Source organism: Epibacterium ulvae (genome assembly GCF_018678075.1).
Lineage (GTDB): Bacteria > Pseudomonadota > Alphaproteobacteria > Rhodobacterales > Rhodobacteraceae > Epibacterium > Epibacterium ulvae_A.
Genome location: NZ_JAHHIR010000013.1, coordinates 121,802 through 147,054, shown reverse-complemented (window position 1 = coordinate 147,054; position 25,253 = coordinate 121,802). Strand labels below are relative to the sequence as shown.

The following is a 25,253-nucleotide window of genomic DNA, read 5'->3' as shown; positions in this document are numbered from 1 at the left end:
TGGCGGATGCGTCAGCCTAACCCCTTTAGATCAATCACCCGCCAGAGTGTGCCATCGGGGTCGATCAGGGGAAACATGCGCGGCACTGTGCCCCGTACCGGGATCACATCGCCAAGGCGCGGGGCGGCGGGGGCGTCCGTTGCTAGCCCCAGTTTGGACCAGCGCGCATACAGCGGCGTGATGTCAGCTACCCGCAGGCAGGCGGAAAACCAGCTGTCGGCGGGGGCTAGATCTGGGTGCGGAAAAAACTCAACCTGGGTGTCGCCATAGGTGAGGATCATCCAGTTGCCGTCGCGGTAAGCGGTGGCAAAGCCGAGACGATGATAGAAGGCTTCGGTTCGATCAAAGTCCCGGCTGGGCAGATTTGCGGTAATCTGCGCGCCCGTCATCAGGTTAGTGCGGCGCAGAAGGTTTGGATGCGGGTGCAGGCCTCGGTCAGGGCCTCATCCGTGGTGGCGTAAGAGACACGGAAATTTGGCGACAGACCAAAGGCCGCGCCAAAGACCACTGCAACGCCTGTGTCTTCCAACAGTTCGGTTGCAAAAACCTCATCATTCTCGATCATCACGCCCTTTGGAGTGGTTTTGCCGATCAGACCGGCGATGGAGGGGTAGACGTAGAACGCACCTTCGGGCTTGGGACAGGTTATGCCCTCAATCGCGCTGAGCATATCGACCACCAGATTGCGGCGGCGCACGAATTTTTCGTTGTTGGGGGCCAGATAGTCCTGGGTGCCGTTGATCGCCTCAACCGCGGCGTATTGGCTGACGGAACAAGGGTTTGAGGTCGACTGCGACTGAACCTTGCGCATGGCAGCGATCAGGTTTTCCGGGCCTGCGGCGTAGCCAATGCGCCAGCCGGTCATCGCATAGGCTTTGGAAACCCCGTTGCAGGTCAGCGTGCGCGCATAGAGGGCGGGCTCGATCTCGGCCGGGGTGGCGAATTTGAAATCATCATAGGCGAGGTGTTCGTACATATCGTCCGACATCACCCAGACATGGGGGTGGCGCATCAAAACGTCGGTCAGCCCTTTCAGCTCATCCGCTGTGTAGCCAGCACCGGTCGGGTTGGAGGGCGAGTTGAAGATGAACCATTTGGTCTTTGGCGTGATGGCGGCTTCGAGCTGGTCGGGGGTCAGTTTGAAGTTGTTCTCAAGCGTCGCCTCAACCGCGACGGGGGTGCCGCCTGCCAGCAGGACCATATCGGGGTAGGACACCCAGTAGGGGGCCGGGATCACAACCTCATCGCCAGCATTCAAGGTCGCGACCAGCGCGTTATAAAGCGTGTGTTTACCGCCCGAGTTTACGGTGACCTGAGCCGGGGTGTAATCCAGCCCGTTGTCGCGTTTGAACTTGGCGCAGATCGCCTCTTTCAGCTCAGGAATGCCATCAACGGCGGTGTATTTGGTCTTGCCCTCGGCGATGGCGCGTACAGCGGCGTCTTTGATGTTTTGTGGCGTGTCAAAATCCGGCTCACCGGCGCCAAGGCCGATAACGTCGCGGCCTGCGGCCTTCAGCTCACGCGCCTTGTTCGTGACCGCGATCGTCGGAGACGGTTTGACGCGGGACAGGGTGGACGAGAGGAATTCTGCGGGCAGATCGGACATTTTACGCCTCAGTTTGAAAGTTGAACGCGACTGTCATAGGGTGCGACCCAGAAGCGTTCAAGCGAGATCGCGTATCGATACAGGAGTGTGGCAATGAACGATGGCGAAACAGTCGAAACAGAGATGGACTGGTACGGCCCGGATATGGCCACATTGGGGGATCGGATTGCGGCGGCACGCGATGCGGCGAACATGACGCAAGCGCAACTGGCGCGCCGTTTGGGGGTCAAAAAGGCGACGTTGGTGGGCTGGGAACAGGACCTGTCGGAGCCGCGCGCCAACCGGACGTCGATGATGGCGGGCATCCTGAATGTCTCGATCATGTGGTTGATGACCGGCGAAGGTGAGGGCACATCGTCGCCCGAGGACGACAGCGCACCGCAGAATCTACGTGACCTTTTGCGGGATCTGCGGCAATTGCGCAGCGAAATGCGCGAAAATTCCGACCGCGCTGCCCGTTTGGAAAAACGGCTGAAAACCATCATCGAGGAGATGACCCCGTGAACGATCCCTTGCGCGAAGCCGCGTTGAGCCTGAAAGAGCACAGCCCCAAAAATGAACCAATCGATGTGCGCAAAAAGCGGCTTTATATGCGGTCGATCCGGCGCGGCATCAAGGAAATGGATATTCTGTTGCAGGGATATGCCGAGGCCAATCTTACCGGGATGGATACGGCCCAGCTGGATCTGTATGAGGCGATGTTGAACGAGAACGACCAGGATCTGCTGCAATGGGTGACCGGCCAAATGAGCCCGCCAGAAGAACTTGCTGATTTGGTTAAGAAAGTCTCGCAAACTTATCAAAAATAAATCTGAAATGCCTTAACGCAATTTTCGGAAATTCAGCGCATTCTGTCCCTAGCAAATTCGAGTCGGAGATGCGCATGAGTATGGAAATGCCAATTGGCCAGCAGGACTCCAAAGGGTTCATGACTGGCTACCTTGAAGCGCTTGCGCTAGTCGAGCGTCTGCATCGTCTGCTGCTGGACGTGATCAAGGATGAATTTGAACGCGTAGGCGTTCTTGAAATAAACGCGGTTCAGGCTCTTCTGCTGTTCAACATCGGGGACAATGAGGTGACGGCGGGGGAACTTAAATCCCGTGGTTACTATCAAGGCAGTAACGTAAGCTACAACCTCAAGAAGTTGGTCGAGATGGGGTATATGCACCATCAAAGATGTGAAATCGACCGTCGTTCTGTCCGTGTTCGCCTCACTACTAAGGGGCGTGAAATTCGGGACATCGTTACCGAATTATTCCTGCGCCACGCTGAGGGGCTGGAAAACCGAGACGTGATCAGCGTCGAAGGGATTGCCGATATTACCACGTCGCTAAAGCGCGTGGAGCGGTACTGGTCTGACCAGATCCGCTACATCTACTAAACGTAGATCAGATCTGAAGAATTCCGCGTCTTGACGGAGCGGCCAGAATGGCCCGGACGACCGTCTCGATGCACGTTGTAGAATGCAACGGTGAACACAAATTCCAAAGCGGCCGCTCTTAAAGGGGCGGTCGTTTTGCGTTTGGTCATTCAACAAGCACTTACCTTAAGATGTAAAAGAGGCCGCGCTGTTATGCACGGCCTCAGGAAACGTCGCCCTTAGAGAATATTATTGTCGCGCAACCTCTTATGCTCAAGAGGTCAGGATGCGAAGGCCTCCTTTGGTTGACCGCCGCTTGAGCCAACCAAAGCTAAAGAAGCTTCCAAGAAGAAGCAAAGCCGAGGCAGGCAAGGGAACGGGGGCGATGTCCCCTTGCAAAACCTGGATCTCGTTCCAAGCTGTCCAGCTGGGTGAGCGTACAGTATCAATCCGGACGACCTGCGCTTGAGTGGGTTCAGGCAGTTCAAAGGTCAACCAGTCGCCGCCACTCGTGTGTTGGTCCCAGGTGTAACTAAGTACGTTGTCCAAAAAGACATTGTGCAGCGTGTTTCCATTTGGCCGCTGTCCCACCAAAGCACGCACTGCGGAAAACTCGCGTACTTGACCAAGGTCGATTTCAATGAAGTTAAACGGATGCCTGCCTGCGTTCCAAGACGTATTTGTGTCGCCATCGATTGCCAAGGACGCGCTTGACGCCCCTGCCGATACGGTTGCAGTGCCTTCTAGCGCCCAGTTCACCGTGGCGGCTTGTCCAAGCGTTGCGCTAGTTGACAGCAAAATTGCCGTGCTCAGAAGTGTAGGTTTCATAGGGGGACCTTATTCAGATTAGGTGTAAATACGTAATTTGAATACTCCTATGTGTTGAGTTAAGGGCACGTGAAGGTAGAATTGAAAAGATGAGTGATCGCTCAAAAACATTGGCCGGAACAGTTTGCGTGCCAACATGAGGATAAAGACCCCTTGTCGCGTAGGGGTCATAACTACAAATCCCACAAGCGGTAAGCGCGCCCATTTGGTTGGAAAACTCTTGGGATCAAAACGGCTCGTAGCCAATCGAGCATTGAGCAGTGTTGTGTTGGCCCTTCCCGCAGGCCAACACTATTTTCTTGTCGGGACAAACCAGAGACCGACTACCAGCTACCGGTGTTTTCCATGCTGGCCCAGGGTTCTGCGGGCTCCAGTCGTTCGCCGTTTTGCAACAATTCGATTGAAATATTGTCGGGCGAGCGGACAAAAGCCATGTGACCGTCGCGCGGCGGGCGGTTGATGGTGACGCCATTGTCCATCAGGTGCTGGCAGACCGCATAGATATCATCAACGCCGTAAGCTAGGTGGCCAAAGTGACGGCTGTCGCTGGGCAGCGCGTCATCGCCGTCCCAGTTATGGGTCAGCTCGATCGGCGTGTCTTCCTGACCGGGGGCGGCCATGAAAATCAGCGAAAAGCGGCCTTTTTCGCTGTCCATGCGCTTGGTCTCTTTGAGGCCCAGAAGCTCAAAAAAGGCCATGGAATTTTCCAGATCCTTCACGCGGACCATTGTGTGCAAATAGGTGAGGGGCATCTCATTCTCCGATGTTGGAGCCATGTTGGCGCTCAACATCTAGGGCGCGCATCGCGATAAAACCAGAGGCTGCATAAAATTTCCCAAGCATGCCCTGGGCGGGGCTCTGGCTATTTCTGGGGGGGCATGCAAAAAAGACCACAACAGATAGAGGTTTGTCCCGGGGGAAGAGCCATGCAGCAATATCTTGAAGCCCTGCGCACCGTGCGCGATCACGGCGTAAAATCAACTGATCGTACTGGCACCGGCACGATCTCGCATTTTGGCATGCAGTGCCGGTATCCGTTGGCTGATGGCTTTCCGCTGACCACCACCAAGAAGCTGCATCTGAAATCGATCATCCATGAATTGCTGTGGTTTTTGTCGGGTGACACCAATATCCGCTATCTTCAGGACAATGGTGTGCGGATCTGGAATGAATGGGCCGATGAAAATGGCGATCTGGGGCCGGTTTATGGCCACCAATGGCGGCAATTTCCCAAGCTAGAGCTGGTAGAGGGCACCACCGGCGACGAGCCGCTGTATCGTGCGGGCACGGTGGACCAGATCACAGACCTGGTGGAGCTGATCAAAATGAGCCCCGACAGCCGCCGCATGGTGGTCACTGCTTGGAACCCGGGCGATGTGCCGGATATGGCGCTGCCGCCGTGTCACACCTTGTGGCAGGTACGGATTGCGGGCGGCAAAATGCATCTGCAGCTTTATCAACGCTCGGCCGATATGTTCCTGGGCGTGCCGTTCAACATCGCCTCTTATGCGTTGCTGCTCAAAATGCTGGCCCATGTGACCGGCTATGAGGCAGGCGATTTTATTCACACGATGGGGGATGCGCATATCTATTCCAACCATCTGGAACAGGTGGATCGGCAGCTGAGCCGGACGCCAAAACCCTTGCCTCAGCTGAATATTCTGCGCGACGTCACATCAATCTTTGACTTCAAATTCGAAGACTTCGAAGTGGTTGGATATGAGGCCGACCCCAACATCAAAGCACCAGTTGCCGTCTAAGAGGCTGAGTTATGATTACATTGATTGTTGCCCGTGACCGCAATGGGGCGATTGGCAAGGACAATACGATCCCCTGGTTTGCGCCCGAAGATCTGAAAGCGTTTCAGCGGGAGACCCATGGCGGTGCGATCATCATGGGGCGCAACACCTGGGATAGCCTGCCGGTGAAGCCGTTGAAAAATAGGCTGAATATCGTGGTGTCGTCCAACCCGGACTGTGCCGATCTGGTGGTGTCGTCCGTCGATCTGGCTGTCGTTGAGGCCCGCGCGCAAGGGTATATGCGCATCTATGGGATCGGCGGGGCCGGGATCTATCGGGGCATGATGGAGATCGCGGATCGTCTGTTGATCACCGAGGTCGAGACCGAGGTCGAGGGAGCGGATACGTTCTTCCCCGAGGTGCAGGAGACCAACTGGAAGGTTGCCGCACGCAATTCGCTGCGCACTGCCGATCCGGCTTGCGTCATGGTGGAATACCTACGCGTTTGATCCGACAGGAATAACCGCTCCTGTTGTGGCAGAGGCGGTTTGAACCCGTTTAGTGAGAGATCGGCGACAGCAGTTCGAGATTTTCGACCAGATTGCGGACGCCGTGTGCATGGTCTTCTTCAAACACATTGGCTTTGAACCAGGCATCGACCGAGTTGATGTCGACTTTGATCACCTGCGGGCGGACGCTCCATGTGACTTGAAACGGTGAACCTTTTTCATTGTAGCTGGGACCGGTGGTGGAACCTTCGTAGACAATGGGCGTGCCCAGCGTATTGGGAATGTTTTCGGCCTGATGCAGACCGTCCACGGTGCTGATGGCGGCCATTTCGGTGAAATCAGTGGCCTCGGCATCGTTGACCAACACGGCGACCACGGTTTCCACGCGCAGCTGCGGATTGGCGATGGCATCGCTGAGGCAGGTGCCAAGAGTGGGACCGGGCTGGGCCTGGGCGGTGGAGTGGACAAAGTGGATTTCGATGGTGTCGCCGCTTTGCAGATCACCGTGCTCTCCGGCGCCAACAGGGTGGCCGACCGGCGCCAGCTCGGCAGTGGTCAAGGTGCCATCGTATTTGAACCCGGTGCCATAGCCATGCCCGTCGCCATTGCCGGCAAAGGTGGTGAATTCGCCGCCTTTGTGTTCGGCGTTTTCATGGAAGTGGATGTCGCACAGGTTCATGGTCGTATAGGCCGGCGCGGTGGAAAAGGCGCGGGTGTTGACGCCGTCGGTTTTGGTCAAGTCGCGCGGTGCTTGCGGGCCAAAGCCGGCATCTTTGGTCGCGGTGGCCAGGGCGGCGCGTTGCTCGGCGATCACGCCGTCGTCGACATGGGCATCGCCAGCGGCCAGAACCGGCGTTGCGACTCCAAGGGTCAGTGCAACTGCGGTCAAAACAGTGCGGGATGCGGGGAAATGGGTCATTTAGATTACTCCGATCAATGTATTCGGACGTGACCTGCCGGAGCGCAGTTGATCCATCCCAAAGCTTTGCGTGGATGGCAGGCCGACAGGAACGCCCGTAAGAACACGGGCGACTTTAGGTCGGTTCTGAAATGGCGCATCTAAAATATATGTTATTGGGGTTGTGTTGCTTTTTCTGCCGCAACAGCCGTAAGGCCGCGACAGGACGCTTGGCGCAGCGCAGATATCTGCATCCCCAAGGGGAAGATGCAGGATATTAAAAAGGGGAGAAGCATCTGCTGCGCCCACCCCCTGAGATGGGCGCAGCGGATTGATTTAGTTCAGAGCGGCTTGATCTCGCCGGCCATCTGGCGCCCGTCACGCCCTTCGGTCAGCTCAAAGTCTACCTTCATATTGTCTGTCAGGCCCGTCAGCCCAGAACGTTCAACTTGAGAAATGTGTACAAACACATCCTTGCCGCCTTCGTCTGGTTCGATGAAGCCATATCCCTTTGTGGTGTTGAACCACTTCACGGTGCCGGTTGGCATATCCCGTGTCTCCTTCTACCTTGCACATTCTCACGAGGCCTCCCCCATGAGTTGGTTACGCCGCACCCCGGATCTGAGCTTGATCAAAAATATGACCGCGCAAAGGTCTGAATGGCTTGACGAACCTGCATTAACTGTTGCACGCGGATTGCAAAAATCAAGCAAAACACAGGTCTACTACCATAAATTGTGTTGGAGTGAGCTGTGCGATAGGAGCTTTTTATGATCCTTTACGGGCTGAAAAACTGTGACACCTGCCGTAAGGCGTTGAAACTATTACCAGATGCCACATTCGTTGATGTGCGCGGCGAGGGTGTGCCAGCAGAGGTGCTGCAACAGGCCCATGCGCAATTTGAAAGCAAGCTGCTGAATACGCGGTCAACAACGTGGCGCCAGTTGGACGAGGCGGAGCGCACAAAAGCACCGCTTGAACTGCTGGCAGAGCACCCAACCTTGATGAAACGGCCATTGATTGTGGACGGTGTGCGCATGGTGCTGGGGTTTGACAAGGCCGCGCAGACGGCCCTGGGACTGGGGTGAAAAACAAAACACCCCGCCGGTTGGGCGGGGTGTTTTGAGTGTTTTATGTGAGTGGTGTTGGCGATTAAGCCGTCTTCAGATTGGCGTTTAAACCATGGTCGCAGACGCGGTCAGTTTCTTGCGCAACAGCGTGTCCAGCGACAGGATGCCTGCGCCTTTGATCACGATAATCAGCAGCAGGAAGCACCAGAACAGACGTTGGTCCAGGATGACCGCATCTGGGAAGCGGTCAAACAGCGCGCCCAGCGTTTTGTCATCTGTGGCGTGGTGGCCGTAGACATCTGTCAGGGACTGCACAACGACAAAACCGATCATGCCGGCGGCAGCCAGGCGGGTCAGCAGGCCCAGGATGATCAGCGCGGGCAGGATGAATTCGGCATAGGTACCTCCCATGACCACAGCCCATTCAAAGAGGCCGAATTGGGAGACATCATAGCCAACCGCTTCGAGCTTTTTGGGGAAAATCTGGCTGTAGGCGCCGATGGACGGGGAGAACAGCCCCAGGATCCCATCGCCCAATTTGGTCAGGCCAGAGTTCCAGTAATAGAGCGTCAGCGTGGCTGCAAAAATGAACCGTGCGAGCAGGGGTGTCAGCTGATCGCCGATCTTGTCAACCCAAGCAACAAGGCTATCGTGGAGCGAGAGGAGGGAAGTCATGCGTTAGTCTTTCCTGTGAAGTGCGGTGAGTGTGTTCCCTTGCAAAAGCAAGGCAAGTGTTGTCGAAAGGTCAAAGTTATCAGCGTCTTGGTTGGCGACCTCAAAAGCCTCACCAATCGTTTTGCCCCCTGTCAGGGCAGTGATCCACGCAGCACCTCCAACCGGCAAAAGCTGGGGCGTTGGGTCGAATTCGGGCCGGGTGATCAGGACGTCCTGCGCCCCGGCTTGCGGTTTGGGCGCGTCCTGTTCCATGTTGAACCGCCAGATATCAAAGATCGGCCAGGGAGAGCGGATCACCTGCATCGCAGGCGTAAAACTGACGCGGGTTTGCATCAGGTCTTCGGGGGCGATACTACCAAGCGCGTCTGGGTCAATCGGCGTCGCATCGGCGGCGTGATAGGCGCGCCGCATGTGTTGTTCCAGGCGTGCCACATCGGCCAAATAGCCCAAATGCGACAGCTGCTCCATCTGCGCGATGAAATCCGGGAATTCCGCGCCGTAAAACATCATCAGCGGCGATTGCGGCGGATGGGCGCGCAGAAAAATCCCAGCGAGCCCTTTCATGTTTTCCTCGCTCAACAGCTTGGTCACAACCGGAAAGGCCTGTAGTAGCGCATCCGTTAATGAGACCGCGACATTGTTGCGATAAACGTTGAACCGGCGTCCGGCGGGGCGGTTTTGGCTGTCGCGCAGACCTTGGGGTGTGGTGATGCTGGCATCCATCATCGCGCGGGTAAACGCGGCCTGGTTGACCGCATTGGCGGGGGACGTGTCGGTGGTCATTTGGCGACCTCGACCAAAACGCGGTCCAAGGCGGAGGCGGCGCGTGCGGCCTCGCGTTCAAGCGTTGGCCAATCGGGCACGTCATTGTCCCATTCGACCAACAAGGGCAGGGGGCCGGAGCGTTCCAACGTGTAGTCCAACAGCGCCCAGACCGGATCCACAACTGCGCGCCCGTGGCTGTCGATCAGCAGGGGCTTGCCGTGGTCGTCGTGATCTTCGTCATGACCGCCCAGATGGATTTCACCCACCAGATCCAGCGGATAAGCATCGATGTAGCCTTGTGGGCTGAAGTCGAGATTGGTGGCAGAGACAAAGACGTTGTTCACATCCAAAAGCAGGCCACAACCGGTGCGACGGGCCACTTCGTTTAGAAACTCAGGTTCGCTCCAGGTGCTTTCGGCAAAGGCCAGATAGCTGGAGGGGTTCTCCAGCAGCATCTTGCGCCCCAAGAGGTCCTGCACCTGATTGATATGCGCGCAAACCCGCGCCAGCGTTGCATCCGTATAGGGCAGCGGCAGCAGGTCGTTGTAAAAGGCGCTGTCGTGGGTCGACCAGGCGAGATGTTCGGAAAAGGACGCCGGGTTCAGCCAGTCGACAAGATGTTTGAGCCGGGCCAGATGGTCACCATCCAGCGGGCCTTCGCCGCCGATGGACAGGCCAACACCATGCACAGACATTGGAAACTCTTCGGCCAGATGACGCAATTGCGCCAGGGGACGGCCGCCGTCACCCATATAGTTCTCGGCATGTACCTCAAGCCAGCCGACCGAGCCGGGGTCCGAGATAATGTCGTTGAAATGCTGGGGTTTGTAGCCAACGCCAGGTGTCTGCGGCAGATGCGTGAATGTGGATTTATCCAGCATTGCTGTTCTCCGTTCTGCGCGTTTCCTGGTTACCGAAGAATAAGGGGCGGACGCGGCATGCTCCGCCCCAAATGTACAAATCAGACCATATGCGGTGTCTGCGGCTTATGCCGGCAGGTCACGCTCCAGGGCTTCCAGCGAACCGTTACGCTCGGAACCGTCTGCCAGTGCTGGCAGTTCGATGGAAGCGCAGGAACCTGCGTCAACCAGGGTCCATGCGTTGCCTTGGTAGTCTACGGTCGAGGTGCCGGCGCAGGTGGTGCCGGGGCCTGCGGCGCAGTCGTTCTGGCCAGCCAGGGAAACGCCGTAGCACTTCTCTTTGGACTGAGCGGAAGCGGAACCGGTCAGGGTTGCGGTCATTGCTGCGGCTACTGCGCCTGCAACTGCAAAAGTTTTTGCGGTGTTCGACATCTCAATAATCCTTTTGATTACACATGCGGTGTCGTCGTGATGACATGAAAAACCTAACCCGAAGTGTAGCCTGCGTGAAGTCACGAGGCTGTTAGTAACGCGCGCGTCAGTGACTGTTACGAAATTTCGCAATTTACGGGCCGATTTCCGCCGTTTGCTACAGTGTTGACGGTTTTGTAACAAAAAACGGCCCGTCTCCGGGCCGCTTAATTGGGGGTCGTGAGCAAATGTTACAGAATGTCGGGCGGGGTTGCTTCGATTTTCAGCGCATTTGTTACATCTGCCAGGGTTTCAACCTTTGTTTGTTTTTCACCGAGGCGACGAACGGATACGGTGCGTTCCTCCACTTCACGGTGGCCAACGGCGAGAATGACCGGAACTTTGCCCAGCGAATGTTCGCGGACCTTATAGTTGATCTTCTCGTTGCGGATGTCGGCTTCGACCCGCACACCGGCTGCTTGCAGCTCGGCGACAACCTCAGCCACATAGGCATCCGCATCCGAGGTGATCGAGGCGACAACCACCTGACGCGGCGCCAGCCAGAAGGGCAGTTTGCCCGCGTGCTCTTCGATCAGGATGCCGATGAAACGTTCAAAGGAGCCAAGGCAGGCGCGGTGCAACATGACCGGGCGATGTTTGTGGCCATCGGCACCGATAAAGTTGGCCTCCAGACGCTCTGGCAGGTTGGCATCCACTTGCAGCGTGCCACATTGCCAGTTCCGCCCAATGGCGTCCGTCAGAGTGAACTCCAGCTTGGGTCCATAAAACGCGCCTTCGCCTTCGAGGATCTCATAGTCATATCCCGCAGCCTTGCAGGCATCCCCCAGCGCCTGTTCCATCTGATCCCAGGTCTCATCCGAGCCGATCCGCTTTTCAGGGCGGGTGGAGAGTTTGATGGTCCAGTCATTAAAGCCGAGGTCGGCATAGACTTTGGCGAGGAAGGCGATGAATTTTGCGGTCTCTGCTTCGATCTGATCGTCGGCACAGAAGATATGGCCGTCGTCTTGGGTAAAGCCACGGACCCGCATAATACCATGCAACGCGCCCGAGGGTTCATAACGCGCACAAGAGCCGAACTCCGCCATCCGCATCGGCAGATCGCGATAGGATTTGAGACCCTGGTTAAAGATCTGCACGTGGCAGGGGCAGTTCATCGGCTTGAGCGCGTTGACGGCTTTTTCGCGGGCGTGTTCCTCATCCACTTCGACGATGAACATGTTTTCCTGGTACTTGTCCCAGTGGCCGGATTTTTCCCACAGTTTGCGGTCAACCACCTGCGGGGTGTTGACCTCAACATAGCCGTCCTTGTCCTGCATGCGGCGCATATAGTCCTGCAAGGTCGTGTAGACACGCCAGCCGTTCGGGTGCCAGAACACCTGACCGGGGGCTTCTTCCTGCATGTGGAACAGGCCCATTTCCTTGCCCAATTTGCGGTGGTCGCGCTTGGCGGCCTCTTCCAGCATATTGAGGTGCTTTTTCAGCTTTTCCTTGCCGGTGAAGGCGACGCCGTAGATCCGCTGCAACATGGCGCGATCGCTGTCACCGCGCCAATAGGCACCGGCGATGGACATCAGTTTGAACGCATCACCTGGTACTTGACCAGTGTGTTGCAGGTGCGGACCCCGGCACAGATCCTGCCAGTCACCGTGCCAATACATCCGCAGCGGCTCGTCGCCGGGGATGGCGTCGATCAGCTCGACTTTATAGGGTTCGTTGTTGTCGGTGTAATGCTGGATCGCGCGGTTACGGTCCCAGACCTCGGTGCGGACTGCATCACGCTTGTTTATGATGTCCTTCATCTTCTTTTCAATCGCGCCGAGATCTTCGGGGGTGAAGGGCTCTGCACGGTCAAAGTCATAATACCAGCCATTGTCGATCACCGGGCCGATGGTGACTTTGGTGTCGGGCCAGATCTCTTGCACCGCGCGTGCCATGATATGGGCAAGGTCGTGGCGGATCAGCTCATTGGCCTGCGCATCGTCCTTCATGGTGTGAATTGCGATGGAGGCATCCGCGTCGATGGGCCATTGCAGATCCCAGTGCTGGCCGTTCACAGTGGCCGAGATCGCTTTTTTGCCCAGCGAGGTGGAGATGGAGGATGCGACTTCGGCAGCGGTGACTCCTGCGTCATAGGATCGCGCATTGCCATCGGGAAAGGTAAGGGAGACTTGGGCCATAGGTCTGGCTCTCCTCGTCGGTTTGGCGCCCACAGAACGCCCGGTTGCGGGTTATGGTTCGCCCGCGTTGATGACGAAAAGAAACAGCAGCGTCAACCCCTTGGGCACGTCCGTTTCGAGATGTTTGAAGGGGTGCGGCTGGGCGATGGTACGCTGCGCCTTTGGCGCAGCGCGCGGCCCAACGGGAGCGGGGCAATCTGTGATTGTCTTGCGACGGGCGGGAGGGGTTGGTCTGCCTTTAAGCCCCCTCCACATGCGCGTGCTGTCCAAGGCTGCCCAACAGAACCATAACCGCGATCACCACCGTGCAGGCATAGCTCACGGAGAAAATGATCGGACGTATGGGAAAGATAGCAAGGCCACTAATCATCCCCGCCGCATGCACCAGCCGGGTCCAGAAAAACACCGCTGCCGCCGTGCCCGTGACGCTATTGGACAGACCGGCCACATGGGCAACCAGAACCACAATTGCAAAGGGCAACGTGGTCTCAATCGCGTTTTGATGGGCGCGAAAGGACCGCTGCACCCAGGGGCGCAATTGGGTGATATCGGGCGGTCGGGTGAAATCGGTATGGCCCTTGGGATCACCGCCCTGACCAATCACAAACGGGATCCACAGCGATCCGGCCAAAAGCGCACTGAGGGTAAGATAGACAAGTTCGGAAGTCATACTCGTTATCATAGGATTCAATCGTCCATTTTGATGGGTTTACCGGTTTCCAGCCAGGATTTGATCGAGGACGCAAAGCGCATCCAACCGTCGCGAATGGCCTGCATCTCAGGCGGCACCGCATAATGTTCGCAAGTCAGCTTGCAGTGATCGCCTTCCACATCGATCAAAAAGGCGATGTGGCTGGCTTTGCCATCGCCACCACCAAAATTCGGCTCAAACGTCATATCGATGCGTGACTTTGGCGTCAGAGAGATCACCCGCTGGGTCAGCATGGTGGAGCCGTCTTTGCGGATCATTTGCAACGCCGCATCCGGCGCAATCGCATCGCCTTCTGCGCGGTCGCAGGCAAAATGGTGGGCTGCGACCTGATCGGCAACAGTCAACGCGTCCCACAAGGCGTCCTGGCTACAGCGGATCAGCGTTTGATGGATGAAATCGGGTTTGGCAGCAGTGGCAGACATTTGGGCAGTCCCTTCCAGGTGGGATTTGAGATCAATCATGCCGCGTGCAAGCGGCTTGGCGAGCAGGGGTTCGATCCAGCGATCGATGACTTCTTGCAGGGGCACCGCGTTCAGATAATGGTATTTGAACCGCCCCTGTTTCTTGGACAGCACAAGACCGGCGTCCTCCAAAACACCTAAATGTTTCATCACCCCGAACCGCGTCATGTCGAACTGGCTTTCCAGCTCGCTGAGGCTTTGACCGTCCTTGGCGCGCAAACTGTCCAGGAGCGCGCGTCGGGCCGGGTCGTTGAGGGCTTTGAAGATCTTGTCCATGTGGTGTTGATATGTGATTCTTTAGTCACGTGTCAATATGGTCACCTTTTAGGCGTGCAGGTGCGGTCCACCGCATACACGCCCACCAACAGGCGAAGCTGTTTGCGAATCTGGCGAAACATGCCATGCCAAGGACCAACAGACCTGTGACGGAGACCCCCATGTCGGATGCCAAAGACGCACAATATCTGGACACCCCCCAAGGCCGGCGGATCGCCTATCACAGGCACGCGGGCATGGGGCCGACCATTGTATTCCTGGGCGGGCTCAAGTCAGACATGGAGGGCACAAAGGCCGTGCATCTGGAAGCTTGGGCCGCAGCGCAAGGACGGGCGTTTTTGCGGTTTGACTACTCCGGTCACGGGATCAGCTCTGAGCGCTATGAGGACACCTGCATCGGCGATTGGCATCAGGACACGCTGGCAGTGATTGACCAGTTGACCGAAGGTGAAATCGTGCCGGTTGGCTCCTCGATGGGCGGCTGGCAGGCCCTTCTGTTGGCCAAGGCGCGCGCCGACCGGATCAAGGGGATGGTCACCATCGCGGCCGCGCCTGACTTTACCGAGGACGGCTGGTGGCAAAGTTTCACTGATGCGCAAAAGTCCGAATTGCAAAGCAAAGGCGTTGTCTACCTGCCGTCCGACTATATGGAGCCCTATGTGGTGACCAAACGGATGATCGAGGACGGCCGCGCCCATCTGGTGCTGCGCGACCCGTTGGATTTGCCGTTCCCGGTTAGGTGCCTGCAAGGCACGGCTGATACGGCTGTCAGCACCGAGACCGCATTGAAGTTGATGGATCACGCCACCTGCACCGACATGCGTCTGACCCTGGTCAAAGATGCAGATCACCGATTTTCTGATGAGGCTTGCCTTGCTTTGATAGAGGCCGCCGTAAACGAGGTTTTGTAAATGGTACGTCGTCTTTTGTTTGTCACCCATGGTGAGGTCGAAATTGACCCCGCAGTGCCGGTTCCCGATTGGGGGCTAAGCGCCACAGGCCGCGCCCGTCACGACGTGTTTTCGGCCAGCGCCTATGTGCGCGGGGTCACCAGCGTCTATTCCAGCGCCGAGAAAAAGGCGCGCGACGGGGCTGAAATCCTGTGTGCGCAGGTCGGCGCGCGCCACCATGTGGTTGAGGCGTTGCATGAAAATGACCGCTCGGCCACCGGCTTCCTGCCCAAGGAAGAATTCGAGCGCACCGCAGATGCGTTTTTTGCCAACCCCACCGAAAGCATCCGCGGTTGGGAGCGGGCAATTGACGCGCAGAGCCGGGTGATCGCCGCCCTGCGCCAGATCGCAGATGAGGCGCCCGATGGCGATATTGCGGTTGTGGCCCATGGCGGCGTCGGCGCCTTGACCCTGTGCCATGTCATGGGCGTTGCGATTGATCGCAAATGGGACCAGCCCGGCGGCGGCGGTGGCAATGTCATCGCGATCGATCTGGCGGATTGGAGCTTGATCCACGGATGGCGCGCAATTGAGACGGTTGATACGTAAGCCTAGGCACCTGCCTGTTGGCTAAGCAGTCGCGCCGACATCTTGGCGCAGATGAAATCTGTTTTGACTTCACCGGTGGTGTCGCCAATGCACAGTACCTATAGTTGTGGCGGCGGCGGTGGGCCGCAAAAGACGAGGGAGGGTATCGGTTTGGAACAGCGGGTCAGTTTGATCACATTGGGCGTGCAGAACATCGAAAAGGCGACAGTTTTTTACCGCGCGATGGGCTGGGAAGAGCTGGAAAGCCCGGATGGGATCGTGGTCTTTGATCTTTTAGGGCAGACGCTGGGGCTCTACCCGATTGAAGCCCTGGCCAAGGACATGGGACTGCCGGTCGAAAGCCTGGGGCAGGGCGCAAGCACCCTGTCCTACAACGGGCGCACCCGCTCCGAAGTGGACGCGGTGATGGCGGCAGCGGCCAAGGCCGGAGCGGAGATCCTAAAGCAACCGAAAGAGGTGTTCTGGGGCGGTTATGGCGGATATTTCCGCGACCCCGAGGGCCATTTCTGGGAGGTAACCATGAACCCGTTTGCACCACTGCGCAAAGATGGTGCCTTTTGCTGGGACGGGTATTAAAGTCACGGTTGCCCGTTCGAGTCGCATGCAAATCTTGCGATTTCAATGGGAAAGCCGCAAATTGGGGCCATGCGAGGACCCCACGGGCGGCGATCTTCGCAATGTGGTGGTGAGATGATGACAGGCAGCGCTCTGCTGGAACTGGAGCCCATGGTGATGATCCCCGGCATGATGTCAGATGCCCGGGTGTTCGCACCGCAATTAGAGGTGTTCTCTGGGTTTATGCCGGTGATGATCGCGCCCCCGATCAGTGGTGATACGGTGGAGCAGATCGCCGCACAGATGCTGCCACAGCTGCCGCTGCATTTTGCGCTGGTGGGGCTGGGTCTGGGCGGTGTGGTTGCGATGGAATTGCTGCGCCGCGCGCCGGAACGCGTGTCGCGTCTGTGTCTGATGTCGGCCTCGGCCCAACCGGACAGTCCTGGAACATCCTCTGAACGTGAACCCCATATCATTGGCGCGCGCACGGGCCGGTTGCCGGAAGCCGTGCGCAGTATTGTCGAACCCGATCTGCTGGCTCCGGCAAGCAACCGGATGGAGCTGGCGCAAAGTCTGATCGATATGGGGCTGGATCTTGGGGGTGAGGTCTTTGTCGCCCAATCTCGCGCCATGCAGCGGCGCAGTGACATGCAGAATGCGCTGCGGCGGTGTACGGGTCCTGGCTTGGTATTGCGCGGTGAATATGACCGCGTGGTGCCTAAGAAGCGGCTAGATTTTGTGGCGACAATGCTGCCGCGCGGCACAGTGATCGAGGTGCCCTATGCGGCGCATCTGCCCACATTGGAAAACCCACAAGGTGTCAATCAGGCACTGGCAGAATGGCTTGCGATGCCGGCTTAAGCGTCGACCGTCTCAGTTATCGATAGAGCGGCGCGCGCTCTTCTTTGCTCAGCAGCTTGACCTCAGCAATCGGTTTGCCGGTGTCAGTGTCAAAAAACGGCGTGTTGCGCCAAGCCCCTGACAACAGCGCGGCCCCCATCCGTTTGAACATTGATATCACCATCAGCATCGCCCCTTTGGTGCGGGGCTGTTTGCCGGGCTGGGGGATAAAGGCTTTGACCCGGACTTTCCCGAATGTACTGGGATCGGCAAAAACCGCGGTCCGCACACCTGCAAAGGGAAGCTTTGGGTTGGGCAGGGAATTGGCGATCGGCGTTTTACAGCAGCTGGCGTGCCAGCGCAGTATGCCGCGCGGGCTCAGCCGGATCGGGCACAAGTGTTCTGCTCCTTGGGTCACGGTCAGCGCATCGGGAGAGATTTGCAGCAAGCGCACGGCCTCTGGTGCCGGGTCGGGTTGGTTGTGCAGCAATTCATTCGCGCGACAATCGGCGCAATAACATTCCACATGGGTGCCGACCTTGGCCCCATCAGGTGACAGGTGCCCTTGGACGGTCCCGCAGGCGCAGGAAAACGCCAGCGGGTTTTGATTTGTGTCTTGTGTCATCGCCGCGTGCCTCCCGGTCGGCAGATGTCGCTTATTCGGCCGCTGACCGCGATTGTGGTTTGCGCGGATGGCGGGTGTTGGCGTTCATGAATTCGATCACCAGCGGGCGGATATTGTTACGCCAGCTGCGACCTGCAAAAATACCGTAGTGGCCCGCGTCGGGTTCGACGTGGCTGGCCTTTTTGCTTTCATCCAGACCGGTACACAGATCCAGCGCCGCGATACATTGGCCAGGGGCCGAGATATCATCGTTGGCACCTTCGACCGTTTTGACCGCGACATCAGTGATCTTGCCGATGTCAATCTTGTGGCCGTTGACCACAAATTCATTCTTGGCGATTTCGCGATTTTTAAAGATACGCTCGACCGTGGACAGGTAGAACTCTGCCGTCATATCCATCACCGCAAGGTATTCGTCATAAAAGCGGTTGTGGGGATCGTGATCCGTGGCCTCGCCCTGGGCGACGCGAGAGATCTGATCCATGAAGGCTTTGGAGTGGCGGTCCATGTTCATCGACATGAACGACTGCAGCTGCAAAAGACCCGGATAAACTTTGCGCCCGACGCCCGGGTATTTGAACCCGACCCGTTGGATCATGGTTTCTTCAAGCTGGCCCATGGTCACGCGACGCCCAAAATCGGTCACATCGGTTGGGGTCGCATCAGGGTCCACTGGACCACCGATCAACGTCAGTGAATTGGGCTGCGCGGTTGGGTCCTGCTCTGCCAGATAGGCGGTGGCCGCAAGCGTCAGTGGCACCGGTTGGCAGACGGCCACGACGTGGATGTCAGGGCCCAAAGCGCGCATGAAATCAACCAGGTAGGCTGTGTAGTCTTCGACGTCGAATTTGCCCTCGGAGACTGGAATATCACGGGCATTGTGCCAGTCGGTGATATAGACTTCGCAGTTTTCCATCAGGCTTTTGACAGTGGAGCGCAACAGCGTCGCATAGTGGCCTGACATGGGCGCAACCAGCAAAACGCGGCGTGGCTGTTCCTCCCGGCCAGAGACCCGGAAGTGGATCAGATCGCCAAAGGGGCGTTCAACCACCGTGTCGATTTCCACCAGATGATCCTTGCCATCCGCGCAGGTCATCGTGTGGATTCCCCAGTCGGGTTTGGCGATCATGCGCTGAAACGTACGTTCGGTGACCTCACCCCAGGCGGCCATCCAGCTGAGCGCTGGGTTTGGCATGCCGGCAAAAGCGGGGTAGGATGCAAGGGACAGGGCAGAGGCGCCCAGCCATTGATTGGTGTTACGTACGGTTTCCATTAGGTCGTACGCCATCATATATCGCATTTGTGTCTCCTTAAAGGACCACAACCCTAGGTAACATCGAATTGCGACATTTTCACCTTCTCTTGGTGGGGTCGCTATGTCGTAGAATACCTAAGCAAGAATTCTGCACAGCAGAAAGATTACGGGGGAAACATTAAGATGACAACTAGTGACGACATTTCCACCGCCACTTCGCCAGAAGCGCTTGAACGGCTTAAAGAAAATATGGCCCGGGTTGAGGGGCTTTCGAAGCGATTGGTGCAGGTGATGTCCGCAAAGCCCCACCATAACCCCGGTTTAGACGGACCGAATCAAGGGTTATTCGCACGCGCAGCGAGTGCATATTGGGCCGAAATGGCGATGAACCCGGCCAAGCTGATGGAACAGCAGGTTGAATTCTGGGGCAAAACGGTTCTGAATTTTGCAGAGGCGCAGAAAAAAGTGCTGCGGCGCGAACCCGTTGAAGGCGAAGAGAGGGATCGCCGTTTCAAAAACCCGCTGTGGGACAGCAACCCATATTTTCATTATGTCAAACAGCAATATCTGATCAACGCCGAGGCCGTGCGCAACGCGGTGACCGAGATTGAGGATCTAGATCCGGTCGACAAACAGCGTCTAGATTACTTTGCCGACCAGATCGTACAGATGATGGCACCGACCAATTTCCTGGCCACCAACCCGGATGCGCTGGAGAAGGCGCTGACCACCGAAGGGCAGTCGCTGATTGATGGTCTGGAAAATCTGGTGGCCGATCTGGAAGCCAACAATGGCGAATTGGTGGTACGGCTAGCGGATGAAGACGCCTTTGAGGTCGGGGGCAATATTGCCACCACGCCGGGCAAAGTGGTATATCGCAATCGGATGCTGGAGCTGATCCAATACAGTCCGACCACGGAAACGGTCTGTGAAACGCCGGTTGTTCTGTTCCCGCCATGGATCAACAAATTCTACATCCTCGACCTGAAGGAAAAGAATAGTCTGGTGAAATGGATCACCGATCAAGGTTTCACGCTGTTTGTGGTGTCCTGGGTCAATCCGGATGAAACCTACGCCGATGTCGGGATGGAGGAGTATGTTGAGGACGGCTATCTGAAAGTTCTCGACGTTGTCAAAGAGATCTGCGGCGTCAAACAGGTCAATGCGGTGGGCTATTGCATTGCGGGGACCACATTGAACCTGACGTTGGCTTTGTTGAAAAAGCGCGGCGATACCTCGGTCAAATCGGCGACTTTCTTTACCACGCTGACCGATTTTGACGATCAGGGCGAGTTCACGCCTTTCCTGCAGGATGATTTTGTCGATGGCATCGAGGAACAGATCGACGAAGACGGTATCTTGAAATCCTGGATCATGTCGCGGACCTTCTCGTTCTTGCGGTCAAACGATCTGATCTATGGCCCCGCGATCCGCAGCTATATGATGGGGGAGGCCCCGCCGGCCTTTGATCTGTTGTATTGGAACGGCGATGGCACCAACCTGCCGGGTAAGATGGCGGTCGAGTACCTGCGCGGCCTTTGTCAGGACAATAGGTTCGCCAGCGACGGGTTTGAACTGATGGGGGAGACGCTCCATGTCAAAGACGTCACCGTGCCGGTGATGGCGATCACCTGTGAAAACGACCATATCGCCCGTTGGAAGGATTGCTTCCGGGGGGTTCAGAAAATGGGATCGCGCTCCAAGACGTTCCTGGTCTCGCAATCCGGCCATATCGCGGGCATCGTCAATCCGCCAAGCCGCAACAAATATGGCCACTACATGAACAAGAGCCTTAAGGGCGATGCCGAGACCTGGATGGAAAACGCCGAATTCCACGATGGGTCCTGGTGGCCGGTCTGGGGCGAATGGTTAAAGGGGCGGGCCGGCAAACAGGTGCCAGGGCGCGTGCCTGGATCGGAGAGCTTTCCCGCGCTCGAAGCCGCGCCGGGACAGAATGTCAAAGTCAAGGCGAGCCTTTAATGTGGCTGTCGCAATGAGAACATAAGCTGACCCCGCATCGCACATGGTTGCGGGGTCTTTTATCGGGTCGAACGACATATCTTTGAGTCGTGTGTCGCCTGAGCCTGCCAGATGCAGCGTGACGAAGGGCGCCACAATACGTGCCAAAATCGCAATGCTGCAGTGCAGAAATAATCTCTAAATTTAGTGGTTTTACGGTGTTTTTCTGCAGCGCAGCATGATTTTCCTTGAATTGCTGCGTCGCAGCATGCATATTGTCTTTAGTAACACAGAGCGGTTCGCAAGCGCCCCGCGACACATCTAGAGGATTACGATCAATGGCTAAGACCCAAGATTTCACCGCCTTCATGAAAGAAATGATGGGCGCATTTCCAGTAGACACCGCTGCTCTGGAAGACGCATTCAAAAGCGCTGCCGCTCTGAACGAGAAGCTGGCATCTGTTGCTCTGGACGCGGCTGAAAAGTCTACCGAGCTGTCAACTGTTTGGGCCAAAGACGCGCTGTCTAAAATGGGCGAAATGTCCAAAGCAAAAACCGAGCCTGCAGAATACGCAAAAGCGGCAACTGATCTGGCGTCATCTTCTGCTGAAACTGCTGCCGAAAACATGGCGGCCTTTGCTGAGATCGCAAAGAAAGTTCAGATGGACACAGTTGAGCTGCTGATGGCGGCTGGCAAAGACATGGGCGAAGAAGCAACCGCAGCTGTTAAGAAGGCCACCGAAGAGGTGACAACGGCTGCAAAGAAAGCAACTGCCGCTTAATCGAAACGGCCGCGCCCTGGGAACAAGCTCTCCTCCCAACCGTTCCCGTGCGTGAAGAAAGGACAGGCTGCCCGGCCTGTCCTTTTTCTGTTGTGACGCGCGGGTCTGAGACGTCTAGGCAAGTTGGTGCAGATTGAAAGCATCGCGAAAATCACGCAGCTTTGGCTGCCAGCCCGTGGCGGCTGTGATCTTTTGCGCATCCATTTGCTGATCCAGCATCGGACCTTGGCCCATGGGGCCAAAATTGCGCAGGACGTAGGCCGCATCCCGGATCAGAAAACTGCCGTCGTGGTCAAAGCTCTCACTGATGTGGCGTAGGATGTTCTGCACAGGCACGCCCTGTTGGGCCGCCACGTTAAAGGCGCCTGTCAGATCCGGTCGTGTCACCAATGCGACGTAGGCAGCGGCGAGGTCATCGGCTTCGACCAGTGGCCAACGGGTTTTCACACTGCCCCAGACCTCAATCGGGTTGGTGGTTTGCGCATCTTTGACAAATCGATGGAACGCGCCTTGGGCATGGTTCGGAGCTTTGTGGTAGGCAAGCGCAGGGTGGACTGTGGCGACCGACAGGTTCGCGGCCGCCTGCAGCTGCGCCGCATGGCGCGCCATAAAGGCAAAGGGCGCAATCGGGCGCAACGGCGTGCGTTCCGTCGCCACCCTGTCGCCGGTCTCACCATAAAGCCAACAGCCACCGGTATAGAGCACCCGCAACCTGCGGTCCTGCTGGCTGGTATGGGCACAAATTGCCTCGGCGACACTGCGATCTGCTTCGGCCATCCGATCATCAAAGGTGGCCGCTAAGTGAACCACAGCATCCGCCCTATCAAGCAGTCGGGACCAACTGGAAGCGGTACGGATGTCGCCCCGGTGGGGATGAGCACCGAGATGTTTGAGGCGTCGTTCAGAAGTCTCATTGCGCACCACGCCGGTGACGTGATGCCCGTCCGAAACCAACCGTTGCGTCACCAAAGTGCCAATGCTGCCGGTGCCACCAAGAATTACAATCCGCATAAACAAACCTTCATTCAGAAACGCTGCGGATCCTTGGATAGGACCTGAACCTTGGTTTAGGTCAAGCGCAATTTTTCTGGTTGCGCCGGGTGTGCGGCGACAGCCATTTGTCCTAAGCGCAAGGAAAGCTTTCTTTTTGTGCTGCGCTCGCATAGGATTTTCTGCATCGCATCATGGTCTTGAGAGGGAAAATATGGCGGATCAGGACAAACCCTTGCTAATTAAACGCTATGCCAGTCGCAGGCTCTATAATACGGAGACCAGTGACTACGTCACTTTGGAAGATATAGCGGGCTTTATTCGCGAAGGTCGGGAGGTCCAGATTGTCGACCTGAAGTCAGGAGATGACCTGACGCGGCAATATCTGTTGCAGATTATAGCGGAGCACGAAAGCCGCGGAGAGAATGTGCTGCCTGTCAATGTGCTGAACGATCTGGTGCGCAGCTATATGGTGCCCGGTGGTGGCGTGATGCCGCATTTCCTGCAGTCTTCGTTTGATATGCTGCGCGAGAGCCAGGAGAAGATGGTCGAGAACATGACGGCTATGAACCCGATGGCGCAGATGCCCGGCTTTGAAGCCATGAAGGCGCAGCAGGAAGCGTTTTTGAAAGCGATGACTGGCGGGTTTTCCAGCGGATGGACCGGCGGCGGCAGTCCAGAGCGTGAAGGTGGTGCAACGGATGAAGAAGATGACCTGGACACCATCAAACAACAGCTGGCGGAGTTGCAGGAAAAATTGTCCAAACTGAAGTAGCAGGCTAAAGCACTGCGACTGCTCCGACAATAAAAGGCCGTTCCGGAGGAGAGCGGCCTTTTTGGTTTGGCCTGGTTTCGTTTTGCGCGACCGCAGCGGGCGCCAGCCCGCTGCCACGCCCAACGCTTTGCGTGGCAGTTTACTGCCATGTCAAAGGGGCGGGAGCTCCCGCCTGTTTTGTTTGAATCACAGATCCAACCACACAGTTGGGCCAAGCGCCGCACTGGCGCGCGGCGCGGTTGCGTCTAGATTGTCAGGCGGCTTCTTTGGCAAGGGTGTACGACATCGCACCGGTCAGGACCGAGAGGATCACGTCAAGCTCGTCTCGCGTCAGGAGCACGGGCAGGCGGACGTCGCAGGCGTTCATCAACATCGCGCGGGTTTGCGGAAGTTCGGGCACCTCTCCTATAAACTGCCAATTCCAGAAGGCCCGCGCGTTGTCGGTTGAGCGGCCAAAGATCTGAACCTTGACCCCGCGTGCGGCGGAGGCGTTTGAGAAGGCCTGGATCTGGGCATCTGACAGATCGACCAGATTGAACTGGATCGAATCCGGCGCGCGGCGTTCTGGCGCCAGCGGCGCGGGCACGTGGAAATGCGGGTGGGCGTTCAGCTGCGCAGCCACATAATCGTGATTGGCCAGCCCATCGGTCACCCGGCGTGCCAGTTCTGGGATTTGCGGGCGGATCACTACCGCCGACAGGTTGGACATGCGCAGGTTATACAGGGGCAGTTGATTTTGCCATTTGGCAAAGGCCTCGGCCAGTTCCGGATCGTTTTGTCCCTCGGGACCTTTGTGTTTCTTCCAATTGTGCTCATAGGCACCGGACATGATCACCGCCCGCGCCACAAGGTCTGCATCATCGGTGACCAGAATGCCGCCTTCGCCTGCGTTGATCATCTTGTAGCTTTGAAACGAGAAACAGCCGACCTGGCCGATGGTACCGATATTGCGTCCGTGCCAGGTGGTGCCAAGCGAATGGGCTGCGTCCTCAACCACTGGAATATCACGCGCCTCACACAGCGACAGGATCGCATCCATATCTGATGTATGACCGCGCATGTGGCTGATGATCACGGCTTGGATGCCCTGGGCCAGCTTGGCCTCGAAATCCGCCATGTCGATGCGATAGTTTTCACCCACTTCGCACAGAACCGGAATGCAGTCGGCGTGGACCACGGCTGAGGGCACGGCGGCAAAGGTGAAGCCCGGGATCAGCACCCGGGCGTCGCGCGGCAGGCCAAGCGCCTTGAGCGACAGAAACAGTGCGGCCGAGCAGGATGAGACGGCCAGCGCGTATTTGGTGCCCAGAAGCTTGGCAAATTCCTGCTCCAACAAGGTCACAGGGGCGTTTTCCGGCGCGGTGTAGCGGAACAGGTCACCCGACTGCAGCAGCGCGTCAATCTCGGCGCGGGCGGCTTCGGGGATGGGCTCAGCTTCGTGAACGTTTGGAATCTGCTGCATATTTCAAAATCCTGAATTCAGACTTTCAAAAACGTAAAACAATCAGGTAAACATTCCAAGACAAAGCCGCCGAACAGGTGCGAAATTGGCGATATTTTGTGGCTGTGTTGCGAAATCACCCGCCGCTTTGCAGCGACGGGTGA

At 57.1% G+C, this 25,253-nt stretch carries 30 protein-coding genes; 13 read left to right on the top strand and 17 right to left on the bottom strand.

What is annotated here, in order from left to right:
- Positions 1-11: 11 nt before the first annotated feature.
- Positions 12-389, bottom strand: a complete 378-nt coding sequence (locus KMP13_RS03500; protein ID WP_215264165.1) for a bleomycin resistance protein — start codon at positions 387-389, stop codon at positions 12-14.
- Positions 389-1,606 carry a pyridoxal phosphate-dependent aminotransferase gene (locus tag KMP13_RS03495; RefSeq protein WP_215264164.1) on the bottom strand — a complete coding sequence of 406 codons (1,218 nt, stop codon included), beginning with the start codon at positions 1,604-1,606 and terminating at the stop codon, positions 389-391. The genes KMP13_RS03500 and KMP13_RS03495 overlap by 1 nt, the downstream gene beginning before the upstream one ends.
- A 93-nt stretch (positions 1,607-1,699) precedes the next feature.
- On the opposite strand from KMP13_RS03495, the gene KMP13_RS03490 reads away from it, so the two are divergent.
- The 3 genes from KMP13_RS03490 (at position 1,700) to KMP13_RS03480 (ending at position 2,987) form a co-directional block, all read left to right on the top strand.
- Positions 1,700-2,110 (top strand): helix-turn-helix domain-containing protein, encoded by a 411-nt coding sequence (locus KMP13_RS03490; protein ID WP_215264163.1) that lies wholly within the window; start codon positions 1,700-1,702, stop codon positions 2,108-2,110.
- Between the two features lie 86 nt (positions 2,111-2,196).
- The gene (locus KMP13_RS03485; protein WP_215264200.1) at positions 2,197-2,415 is read left to right on the top strand and encodes a succinate dehydrogenase assembly factor 2; all 219 of its coding nucleotides are present in this window, start codon (positions 2,197-2,199) and stop codon (positions 2,413-2,415) included.
- Positions 2,416-2,495: 80 nt separating this feature from the next.
- On the top strand, positions 2,496-2,987 hold the full coding sequence (locus KMP13_RS03480; RefSeq protein WP_435370336.1) for a MarR family winged helix-turn-helix transcriptional regulator: 492 nt from the start codon (positions 2,496-2,498) through the stop codon (positions 2,985-2,987).
- Between the two features lie 252 nt (positions 2,988-3,239).
- Here KMP13_RS03480 and KMP13_RS03475 read toward each other — a convergent pair whose 3' ends face one another.
- Entirely contained in the window at positions 3,240-3,794 is a 555-nt protein-coding gene (locus KMP13_RS03475) for a discoidin domain-containing protein (RefSeq protein ID WP_215264161.1), read from the bottom strand.
- Positions 3,795-4,117: 323 nt separating this feature from the next.
- Positions 4,118-4,546 (bottom strand): VOC family protein, encoded by a 429-nt coding sequence (locus tag KMP13_RS03470; RefSeq protein ID WP_215264160.1) that lies wholly within the window; start codon positions 4,544-4,546, stop codon positions 4,118-4,120.
- Positions 4,547-4,720: 174 nt separating this feature from the next.
- Here KMP13_RS03470 and KMP13_RS03465 point away from each other — a divergent pair, with 174 nt between their 5' ends.
- Entirely contained in the window at positions 4,721-5,554 is an 834-nt protein-coding gene (locus KMP13_RS03465; RefSeq protein ID WP_215264159.1) for a thymidylate synthase, read from the top strand.
- A gap of 11 nt (positions 5,555-5,565) precedes the next feature.
- A complete protein-coding gene (locus KMP13_RS03460; protein ID WP_215264158.1) occupies positions 5,566-6,042 on the top strand; it encodes a dihydrofolate reductase in 477 nt (158 codons plus the stop codon).
- Between the two features lie 49 nt (positions 6,043-6,091).
- On the opposite strand, the gene KMP13_RS03455 is transcribed toward KMP13_RS03460, so the two are convergent.
- Positions 6,092-6,961 carry a delta-class carbonic anhydrase gene (locus KMP13_RS03455; RefSeq protein WP_215264157.1) on the bottom strand — a complete coding sequence of 290 codons (870 nt, stop codon included), beginning with the start codon at positions 6,959-6,961 and terminating at the stop codon, positions 6,092-6,094.
- Between the two features lie 320 nt (positions 6,962-7,281).
- On the bottom strand, positions 7,282-7,488 hold the full coding sequence (locus tag KMP13_RS03450) for a cold-shock protein (RefSeq protein ID WP_215264156.1): 207 nt from the start codon (positions 7,486-7,488) through the stop codon (positions 7,282-7,284).
- Between the two features lie 222 nt (positions 7,489-7,710).
- On the opposite strand from KMP13_RS03450, the gene KMP13_RS03445 reads away from it, so the two are divergent.
- Positions 7,711-8,028 (top strand): arsenate reductase family protein, encoded by a 318-nt coding sequence (locus KMP13_RS03445; protein ID WP_215264155.1) that lies wholly within the window; start codon positions 7,711-7,713, stop codon positions 8,026-8,028.
- An 87-nt stretch (positions 8,029-8,115) separates the two neighbouring features.
- Here KMP13_RS03445 and KMP13_RS03440 read toward each other — a convergent pair whose 3' ends face one another.
- The 7 genes from KMP13_RS03440 to KMP13_RS03410 all read right to left on the bottom strand — a co-directional run bounded on the left by KMP13_RS03440 (position 8,116) and on the right by KMP13_RS03410 (position 14,368).
- Complete coding sequence (locus KMP13_RS03440) at positions 8,116-8,685, bottom strand: DoxX family protein (RefSeq protein WP_215264154.1); 570 nt, start codon at positions 8,683-8,685, stop codon at positions 8,116-8,118.
- Positions 8,686-8,688: 3 nt separating this feature from the next.
- The gene (locus KMP13_RS03435) at positions 8,689-9,468 is read right to left on the bottom strand and encodes an HvfC/BufC N-terminal domain-containing protein (RefSeq protein ID WP_215264153.1); all 780 of its coding nucleotides are present in this window, start codon (positions 9,466-9,468) and stop codon (positions 8,689-8,691) included.
- Positions 9,465-10,331, bottom strand: a complete 867-nt coding sequence (bufB, locus tag KMP13_RS03430) for an MNIO family bufferin maturase (protein ID WP_215264152.1) — start codon at positions 10,329-10,331, stop codon at positions 9,465-9,467. Before bufB ends, KMP13_RS03435 begins: the two co-directional genes overlap by 4 nt.
- Positions 10,332-10,436: 105 nt before the next feature.
- Positions 10,437-10,742, bottom strand: coding sequence for a BufA1 family periplasmic bufferin-type metallophore (locus KMP13_RS03425; RefSeq protein ID WP_215264151.1), 306 nt, complete (start codon positions 10,740-10,742; stop codon positions 10,437-10,439).
- 230 nt (positions 10,743-10,972) lie between these two features.
- Positions 10,973-12,919, bottom strand: coding sequence for a threonine--tRNA ligase (gene thrS / locus KMP13_RS03420; RefSeq protein WP_215264150.1), 1,947 nt, complete (start codon positions 12,917-12,919; stop codon positions 10,973-10,975).
- Between the two features lie 238 nt (positions 12,920-13,157).
- Positions 13,158-13,589: an MAPEG family protein gene (locus KMP13_RS03415; protein ID WP_215264149.1), complete on the bottom strand. Its 432-nt coding sequence runs from the start codon at positions 13,587-13,589 to the stop codon at positions 13,158-13,160.
- A 17-nt stretch (positions 13,590-13,606) separates the two neighbouring features.
- Positions 13,607-14,368 carry an ArsR/SmtB family transcription factor gene (locus tag KMP13_RS03410; RefSeq protein ID WP_215264148.1) on the bottom strand — a complete coding sequence of 254 codons (762 nt, stop codon included), beginning with the start codon at positions 14,366-14,368 and terminating at the stop codon, positions 13,607-13,609.
- A 161-nt stretch (positions 14,369-14,529) separates the two neighbouring features.
- On the opposite strand from KMP13_RS03410, the gene KMP13_RS03405 reads away from it, so the two are divergent.
- The 4 genes from KMP13_RS03405 (at position 14,530) to KMP13_RS03390 (ending at position 17,283) form a co-directional block, all read left to right on the top strand.
- The gene (locus tag KMP13_RS03405) at positions 14,530-15,279 is read left to right on the top strand and encodes an alpha/beta hydrolase (protein ID WP_215264147.1); all 750 of its coding nucleotides are present in this window, start codon (positions 14,530-14,532) and stop codon (positions 15,277-15,279) included.
- Positions 15,280-15,867, top strand: coding sequence for a histidine phosphatase family protein (locus tag KMP13_RS03400; RefSeq protein ID WP_215264146.1), 588 nt, complete (start codon positions 15,280-15,282; stop codon positions 15,865-15,867).
- A gap of 150 nt (positions 15,868-16,017) precedes the next feature.
- The gene (locus tag KMP13_RS03395; protein ID WP_215264199.1) at positions 16,018-16,443 is read left to right on the top strand and encodes a VOC family protein; all 426 of its coding nucleotides are present in this window, start codon (positions 16,018-16,020) and stop codon (positions 16,441-16,443) included.
- Positions 16,444-16,557: 114 nt separating this feature from the next.
- Positions 16,558-17,283, top strand: coding sequence for an alpha/beta fold hydrolase (locus KMP13_RS03390; protein ID WP_251363660.1), 726 nt, complete (start codon positions 16,558-16,560; stop codon positions 17,281-17,283).
- A 16-nt stretch (positions 17,284-17,299) separates the two neighbouring features.
- On the opposite strand, the gene KMP13_RS03385 is transcribed toward KMP13_RS03390, so the two are convergent.
- Both KMP13_RS03385 and phaZ read right to left on the bottom strand, forming a co-directional pair.
- Entirely contained in the window at positions 17,300-17,887 is a 588-nt protein-coding gene (locus KMP13_RS03385; RefSeq protein ID WP_215264145.1) for a DUF6151 family protein, read from the bottom strand.
- A 31-nt stretch (positions 17,888-17,918) separates the two neighbouring features.
- Positions 17,919-19,187 (bottom strand): polyhydroxyalkanoate depolymerase, encoded by a 1,269-nt coding sequence (phaZ, locus tag KMP13_RS03380; protein WP_215264144.1) that lies wholly within the window; start codon positions 19,185-19,187, stop codon positions 17,919-17,921.
- Between the two features lie 138 nt (positions 19,188-19,325).
- Between phaZ and phaC the strand changes: the two genes are divergently transcribed.
- A complete protein-coding gene (phaC, locus tag KMP13_RS03375; RefSeq protein ID WP_215264143.1) occupies positions 19,326-21,122 on the top strand; it encodes a class I poly(R)-hydroxyalkanoic acid synthase in 1,797 nt (598 codons plus the stop codon).
- A gap of 317 nt (positions 21,123-21,439) precedes the next feature.
- Positions 21,440-21,883: a phasin family protein gene (locus tag KMP13_RS03370; RefSeq protein ID WP_215264142.1), complete on the top strand. Its 444-nt coding sequence runs from the start codon at positions 21,440-21,442 to the stop codon at positions 21,881-21,883.
- A 114-nt stretch (positions 21,884-21,997) separates the two neighbouring features.
- Here the strand turns inward: KMP13_RS03370 and KMP13_RS03365 are convergent, their stop codons facing one another.
- The gene (locus KMP13_RS03365) at positions 21,998-22,894 is read right to left on the bottom strand and encodes an NAD-dependent epimerase/dehydratase family protein (protein ID WP_215264141.1); all 897 of its coding nucleotides are present in this window, start codon (positions 22,892-22,894) and stop codon (positions 21,998-22,000) included.
- A 193-nt stretch (positions 22,895-23,087) separates the two neighbouring features.
- Between KMP13_RS03365 and phaR the strand changes: the two genes are divergently transcribed.
- Complete coding sequence (phaR, locus tag KMP13_RS03360) at positions 23,088-23,648, top strand: polyhydroxyalkanoate synthesis repressor PhaR (protein ID WP_215264140.1); 561 nt, start codon at positions 23,088-23,090, stop codon at positions 23,646-23,648.
- Positions 23,649-23,901: 253 nt separating this feature from the next.
- On the opposite strand, the gene KMP13_RS03355 is transcribed toward phaR, so the two are convergent.
- Entirely contained in the window at positions 23,902-25,110 is a 1,209-nt protein-coding gene (locus KMP13_RS03355) for a DegT/DnrJ/EryC1/StrS family aminotransferase (RefSeq protein WP_215264139.1), read from the bottom strand.
- Positions 25,111-25,253 lie beyond the last annotated feature (143 nt).